The organism is Xanthomonas sp. WHRI 10207 (assembly GCF_040202975.1).
Lineage (GTDB): Bacteria > Pseudomonadota > Gammaproteobacteria > Xanthomonadales > Xanthomonadaceae > Xanthomonas.
This window is the reverse complement of the sequence record NZ_JBEGDX010000005.1, coordinates 166,901-172,900: the sequence shown is the minus strand read 5'-3', so window position 1 is coordinate 172,900 and position 6,000 is coordinate 166,901. Positions and strand designations below refer to the sequence as shown.

The 6,000-nt window shown below is 66.5% G+C and carries 3 protein-coding genes, 1 other RNA gene and 1 pseudogene; 4 read left to right on the top strand and 1 reads right to left on the bottom strand.

Translation table 11 applies throughout. The features are described from left to right. Positions 1–1,724: putative bifunctional diguanylate cyclase/phosphodiesterase (locus ABQU90_RS16850; RefSeq protein ID WP_349783479.1), on the top strand; the 1,724-nt coding region annotated here is incomplete at its 5' end. A 182-nt stretch (positions 1,725–1,906) separates the two neighbouring features. Here ABQU90_RS16850 and ABQU90_RS16845 read toward each other — a convergent pair. Next, positions 1,907–2,158, bottom strand: a pseudogene (locus ABQU90_RS16845) (hypothetical protein); the annotation flags it as partial. A gap of 78 nt (positions 2,159–2,236) precedes the next feature. Between ABQU90_RS16845 and ABQU90_RS16840 the strand changes: the two are divergent. The 3 genes from ABQU90_RS16840 to flhA all read left to right on the top strand — a co-directional run bounded on the left by ABQU90_RS16840 (position 2,237) and on the right by flhA (position 5,815). Beyond that, positions 2,237–2,312, top strand: a non-coding RNA gene (locus ABQU90_RS16840) — sX9 sRNA. A gap of 282 nt (positions 2,313–2,594) precedes the next feature. Beyond that, positions 2,595–3,725, top strand: a complete 1,131-nt coding sequence (gene flhB, locus ABQU90_RS16835; protein WP_055854538.1) for a flagellar biosynthesis protein FlhB — start codon at positions 2,595–2,597, stop codon at positions 3,723–3,725. Next, positions 3,722–5,815: a flagellar biosynthesis protein FlhA gene (gene flhA, locus ABQU90_RS16830; protein ID WP_055854540.1), complete on the top strand. Its 2,094-nt coding sequence runs from the start codon at positions 3,722–3,724 to the stop codon at positions 5,813–5,815. The genes flhB and flhA overlap by 4 nt, the downstream gene beginning before the upstream one ends. Positions 5,816–6,000 lie beyond the last annotated feature (185 nt).

Genomic DNA, 6,000 nt, shown 5'->3' with positions numbered 1-6,000 from the left:
ACATCGGCATGAGCGCGCTGCGCATGTCGCCTGCCATTACCTATGACCCGGCGCTGTTCGCGCTGTCGGTGGCGATCGCCATCGGTGCGTCTGCCGCCGCGCTGTGGATCGCATTCCGGTTGCGCCACGATGGCCGCCGCTACAGCCTGCGCATGATTGCCGCCTTGATCATGGGCGTGGCGATCGTCGGCATGCATTACACCGGCATGGCTGCCGCACAATTCGCACCTGGCAGCATCTGCGGCGCAGCCGCCGGAGCGCACCTGCCGTTGTCGTGGCTGACCGCGGTGGTGGTGGCGGTCACGTTGGGCCTGCTGATCCTGGCGCTTGTGATCTCGGTGCTGTCGCGCCGCCATCAGCAGCACACCGAAGTGCTGGCGCAATCGCTGGCGCAGGCCAACGCCGATCTGGCGCTGGCCGCCCTGCACGACCCGCTCACCCGCCTGCCCAACAGGGTGCTGCTGCACGAGCACGTGCTGCAGAACATCGAGCGCGCGCAACGCGATGGGCAGCGCTTTGCGGTGATGCTGATCAACCTGGACGGCTTCAAGGTGGTCAACGACGGCTACGGCCATCGGGTCGGCGATCAATTGCTGGTGGTGGTGGCCGAACGCCTGAGCGCGCATCGGCGTGCGCACGGCAGCCTGGCGCGGCTGGGCGCGGACGAATTCGTGCTGGTGGCCGATATCGCCGACCCGGAAGACGCGGCGGCCATCGCCGGGTATCTGGTGCAGGCGTTGGCGGTGCCGTTTCTGGTCGGCGATCAAGAGCTGCGCCTGAGCAGCAGCATCGGGATTGCGCTGTATCCAGAAGATGCCGGCAGCGAGCACCAGCTGATGACGCACGCCGATGCGGCGATGGGGCATGCCAAGCAGGCCGGGCGCAATCGCTACCGCTTCTTCGAGCGCGCGATGACCGACACCACCCGCGAGCGCCTGCAACTGCTGCAGGATCTGCCGCGCGCGCTGGAATCGGGCCAGTTCGTGCTGCACTACCAGCCCAAATACTGCGCCGACGACGGCCGCCCGATCGGCGCCGAGGCGCTGATCCGCTGGCAGCATCCAGAACGTGGCCTGGTGCCGCCGGACAGCTTCATTCCGCTGGCCGAACGCAGCGGCATGATCGGCCCGCTCGGCAGCTGGGTGCTGCAGCAGGCGTGCCGGCAGATGCGCGCGTGGCGCGACGACGGCCACGGCGACTGGCGGGTGGCGGTGAACCTGTCGGCCACCCAGCTCGCCTCGCCCAGCCTGCTCGACGAAGTAGCCACCACCCTGGCCGAGCATGCGATCGCCCCCGGCCAGCTCACCCTGGAAATCACCGAAACCATGGCCATGCGCGATGCCGAGGCCTGCCTGCGCACGCTTGGCCAGCTCAATGCACTGGGCGTGCGCATTGCCATCGACGATTTCGGCACCGGCTATTCCAACCTGCTCTACCTGCGCAAGCTGCCCGCGCACGAGCTCAAGATCGACCGCAGCTTCGTGCAGGCCATGGACAGCGGCGCCGAAGACATCGCCATCGTCGCCGCCGTCGTGGCGTTAGCTCACACCATGCGCTTGCAGGTGGTGGCCGAAGGCGTGGAAACCGCCGCCCAGCGCAACACCCTGGAACGGCTGGGCTGCGACCAGCTGCAGGGCTATCTGCTGGGCCGGCCGATGGAAGCCGACCGCTTCATCGCAGTGGTCGTCGCCCAACGCGACGGCCCGCGCCGCCTGGCCAGCTGAGCAACAAACGACGTCGAACGACTCCCGGCCCAGCCCTCATGCTCAACGACTCCCAGCCAGGCCGAGCACCAGCCTGGACGTGGAGCGTCTGACAGCACGTAGCGAGCGTTTGCCGGGCAGTGAGCGCAGTGGCGTTGTCGGCCGCATCCTGCGGTCACAGGCCCAGGCCAAGCGCCGAGTAGGTCGAGTGCGCGGTGCCCTCGCCGCTCGCGGGACACGCCGTGAACCCGTCCCTGGGGGCTCGATGGCGGCATCCATGCCGCCAACGGTCCCGCAAGCGGCGAGGACACCGGGCCAGACAGCCGGCTGGTGACTTTGAAGAATAGAAGGCACTGCGCCAGACCGTTGCTGGTTACGTGGTGAAAGCTCTGCACAACGACTAGCGTGACTGGTCCTTGCCCGCTCACCGTCGCGGGACCCTTGGCGGCATGGATGCCACCAAGGAGCTTGGAGCAGCTAACAAAACTACTGTGCTCACCGCCAGGCGGGCGCGGCCGGTGCTCGGAATCGGCATGTACCACCCGTACACTCCGGTTCCTTCGCGCCGTCCACATCCACCTGACGACTGCTCGCTACGTTTTGTTAGCCGCTCTTACATGGACGTACTTGCAGCGTGTCCTGCGATAGTGGGCAAGCAAGGACACTGTAGCCAAGTAGCAGATCAGCCGGCCTGCACTAGAGCGACGTCACGCAGTTTTGTTAGCCGCGCTTTTGTAGACCGACGGGCTGCCCTCGCCCCTCACCGTCGCCACACCCCTCCAGCAGCTCAACGCGCGGCCACTGCTTTTTTCGATTCCCCAATCCCGATTCCCGCTCCGAAACTGGAACGCCGCTTGCATGAGACCAGGCTGATCCCCCACCGGCACCTTCATGTCCGAGTCCGACGACGGCGGCGAGCGTACAGAGCTTCCCACCGAAAAACGCCTGCGCGAAGCGCGTGAGCAGGGCAACATCCCGCAATCGCGGGAGTTGTCCACCGCGGCGGTGTTCGGCGCTGGCGTGTTCGGGTTGATGGCACTGGCCGGCGGCATCGGCGATGGCGCGGCGGTGTGGATGAAGACCGCGCTCAGCCCCGACCCGAGGATGCGCGAGAACCCGATGGCGCTATTCGGCCACTTCGGCGACCTGCTGATGCAGCTGCTGTGGGTGATGCTGCCGCTGATCGGCATCTGCCTGCTGGCCGGGCTGGCCGGCCCGCTGCTGATGAGCGGCCTGCATTTTTCCAGCAAGGCCATCATGCCCGACCTCACCAAGCTCAACCCGGCCAGCGGGATCAAGCGCATGTGGGGCAGCAACAGCCTGGCCGAGCTGGTCAAGTCGATCCTGCGCCTGCTGTTCGTCGGTCTGGCGGCCTGGCTGTGCATCTCCAAGAACCTGCACGGCCTGCGCTCGCTGGTGAACCAGCCGCTGGAACAGGCCATCAGCAACGGCCTGCATTTCACCAAGAGCCTGCTGTTCTACACCGCCGGCGCGCTGGTGCTGCTGGCCGCCATCGACGCGCCGTACCAGAAGTGGAACTGGATGCGGAAGCTCAAGATGACGCGCGAAGAGATCAAGCGCGAGATGAAAGAGAGCGAGGGCAGCCCCGAAGTGAAGGGCCGCATCCGCCAGATGCAGATGCAGATGTCGCAGCGCCAGATGATGGAAGCGGTGCCCAAGGCCGACGTGGTGCTGATGAACCCGACCCACTACGCGGTGGCGCTCAAGTACGAAGGCGGCAAGATGCGCGCCCCGATCGTGGTGGCCAAAGGCGTGGACGAAATGGCCTTCCGCATCCGCGAAGCCTGCGAACAACACCGGGTGGCGATCGTCACCGCACCGCCTTTGGCACGCGCCTTGTATAGGGAAGCTCAAATCGGCAAGGAAATTCCCGTGAGACTCTATTCGGTCGTGGCCCAGGTGCTCTCCTACGTCTACCAGTTACGCGGCTGGAACGGCGGCCCGATGCCGGAATTGCCCTCGCTGGACGTGGATGAGTTCGGCAAGGGAGCCAGCGCATGAGCGCCCAACCCACCCCGCTGAATGCCCGTCGCGTCATGGAGTTGCTGCGCAACGGCCTGGGCGCCCCGCTGGCGCTGATGGCCATGCTGGCCATGCTGATGGTGCCGCTGGCCGCACCGGTGCTGGATGCGCTGTTCACCTTCAACATCGCCATCTCGCTGATGGTGCTGCTGGCGGTGATCTACGTGCAGCGCCCGCTGGAATTCACCATTTTCCCGATCGTGCTGCTGATGACCACGATGCTGCGGCTGGCGCTGAACGTCGCCTCCAGCCGCGTGATCCTGATCAACGGCCAGGACGGCCACGCCGCAGCCGGCAAGGTCATCGAGGCCTTCGGCCAGTTCGTGATCGGCGGCAACTACGCCGTGGGTATCGTGGTGTTCGCGATCCTGACCATCATCAACTTCGTGGTCATCACCAAGGGTGCCGGGCGCGTGTCGGAAGTGACCGCCCGCTTCATCCTGGACGCCATGCCCGGCAAGCAGATGGCCATCGATGCCGACCTCAACGCCGGTTTGCTGACGCGTGAGGAGGCCAAGGCCCGCCGCGAAGAAGTCCGCGAAGAAGCCGACTTCTACGGCGCAATGGACGGTGCCAACAAGTTCATCCGCGGCGACGCCATCGCCGCCATCATGATCCTGTTCATCAACCTCATCGGCGGCATGGCGGTGGGCATGTTCCAGCACGACATGAGCTTTGTGGATGCCGCGTCCACCTACACCCTACTGTCGATCGGCGACGGTCTGGTGGCGCAGCTGCCGGCCCTGCTGGTGTCGTCTTCGGTCGCCTTGCTGGTGACCCGCGCCTCGCGGGCGCAGGACATGCGCGGCGCCATGATCAGCCAGGTGTTCGGCCAGCACCGCGCACTCGCGGTGGCCGCCGCCATCCTGGGCCTGGTCGGCCTGGTGCCGGGCATGCCGAACGTCGCGTTTTTGACGCTCGGCCTGATCCTGGGCGTGATCGCCTGGAAAATGTACAAGCGCAGCCTGGTGGTCGCCCCGACCGGCGACCCCGCCAGCGACCCCAAGGCCGCCGCCGCAGCCGCCACCGCGCAGGCCAGCGCCGAACTGAGCTGGGACGAACTGCGCCCGATCGACCCGCTGGGCCTGGAAGTGGGCTACCGGCTGATCCCGCTGGTGGACAAGCACCAGGGCGGCGAATTGATGGCGCGCATCAAGGGCGTGCGCCGCAAGCTCACCCAGGACATCGGTTTCCTGGTGCCGCCGGTGCATATCCGCGACAACCTGGAACTGTCGGCCAATGCCTATCGCCTGCTGGTGCATGGCGTGCCGGTGGCGACCGCCGAGATCTATCCCGACCGCGAGCTGGCGCTGGACCCGGGCGGTGCGCTCGGCCAGCTGGACGGCATTCCCGGCAAGGATCCGGCGTTCGGCCTGGATGCCACCTGGATTCAGCCGCATCAGCGCTCCTACGCCGAATCGATGGGCTACACCGTGGTCGACCCGGCTACCGTGGTGGCCACGCATCTGTCGCACCTGATCCGCGAACACGCCCCGGAACTGCTCGGCCACGAAGAAGTGCAGCAGTTGCTGGCCACCCTGGCCAAGACCGCGCCAAAGATGGTGGAAGACCTCACCCCGAAGGCGCTACCGCTGTCGGTGGTGGTGCGCGTGCTGCAGAACCTGCTGATCGAGCGGATCCCGGTGCGTCAGCTGCGCAAGATCGTCGAAGCGCTGGTCGAGCACGCCCCGCAGAGCCAGGACCCGGCCACGCTCACCGCCGCGGTACGTACCTCGCTGGGCCGCTTCATCGTGCAGGAGATCGCCGGCATGTCCGCCGAACTGCCGGTATTCACGCTGGCCCCGCAGCTGGAGCGCGTGTTGCAGGAATCCACCCACGGTAACGGTGTGGCGCTGGAGCCCGGTCTGGCCGAGCGCCTGCACCAGAGCCTGGCCGATTGCGTCGGCAAGCAGGAAGCCCGCAACGAACCGGCCGTGGTCCTGGTGCCCGGCACGGTCCGCGCCGCCCTGGCCCGCCTGGTCCGCCACAGCGTCCCCAGCCTGTCGGTGCTGGCGTATAGCGAAGTGCCGGAAGACAAACGCCTGAAGCTGGTAGGCACGATCAGCTGAGTCGAAAGCACACCGTCATCGCCCTAATTCCGTAGGAGCGCACCCGGGCGCGACAGCGTTACCGGGACAGCCCCATCGCGCCCAGGTGCGCTCCTACGACGTACTGGGTCATCCGACAACGCGGGTGAGCTTTGATCCAGAAGGGTCAACCGCTGGGATGCGAGATCCCAAGAAGACAGCACAGC